This is a genomic window from Halomonas sp. LMYGS-3, assembly GCF_059509875.1.
The window spans coordinates 1-1,042 of record NZ_JCAKFQ010000071.1; the positions used below are offsets into that span (position 1 = coordinate 1).

Genomic DNA, 1,042 nt, shown 5'->3' on the forward strand with positions numbered 1-1,042 from the left:
CACCAGGTTAGCCAGACTGAATAAGCTGAACAGCTGCGCCTGGTTCTTGGCCAGCCCCTTGTAGCGCACCTTCCGGTAGCCGAAGAGGTTCTTGATGACATGAAACGGATGCTCAACCTTGGCACGGATGCTGGCTTTGGTCTTCTCGAATTCCAGCAGCAGCGTTTTCATGGGGCTGTCGTCCATCTTCTTGATGGTGCCGCGTTTGGCGGCGACACAGCACCGGGAGTCTGGAGCATCCTTCTCTTCGTCCAGGTAGCTCCACATGCCGGTGTAGCCCGCGTCACCGTATACCCGCTTGTCGTCATCTCGGACCAGGTGGCTCGTCATGGTGACATCGGCGACATTGGCAGAGGTGGCGGCAACACTGTGGGTCAGTCCGGTGACCGCATCGACACCGATATGGGCCTTCATGCCGAAAAACCACTGGTTGCCCTTCTTGGTCTGCTTCATTTCCGGGTCACGCTGCTTGGCCTTGTTCTTGGTGGAGGGTGCGGCCGCCACAATGGTGGCGTCGACGATAGTGCCCTCACGCATGAACAGGCCCTGCTCGGCCAGGTGGGCGTTGATTTCCTCGAAGATCCGCTGGGTCAGGGCATGCTTCTCCAGCAAATGGCGGAAGCGCAGCAGCGTGGTCGCATCCGGCACGCTCTCGACGGCCAGATCGATACCGATGAAGTCGCGCATGGCCTGGCTGTCGTAGATGGCATCTTCCAACGCCTCATCGGCGAGCGCATACCACTGCTGCAGGAAGTAGATCCGCAGCATGCGCTCCAGGCCAATCGGCGGCCGACCTCGCTTGCCGGCCGAGTTTGGAAAGTAGGACGGCGCCAGTGCCTCGATCAGCCGCTGCCATGGCACCAGGGCATCCATCTGTGCCAGGAATCGCTCTCGGCGGGTGACCTTCTTCTTGTTCTGGTGCTCAGCCTGGGCGAACGAGATCTGCTTCATCGGATGGCTCTGTCAGACGGTGGCGGGATGGTCAGATTCTACCCCGCCGGAGCCGAACAGGCAGCTGCGTCGGGATTTGTGCAGCGTTTCC

1 protein-coding gene is annotated in these 1,042 nt (G+C 60.5%); it reads right to left on the minus strand.

Annotated elements, in window-relative coordinates; all coding sequences use genetic code 11:
- On the minus strand, window positions 1-951 hold a 951-nt coding region (locus AC5W54_RS22480), incomplete at its 3' end, for an IS5 family transposase (RefSeq protein ID WP_495964322.1).
- Window positions 952-1,042 lie beyond the last annotated feature (91 nt).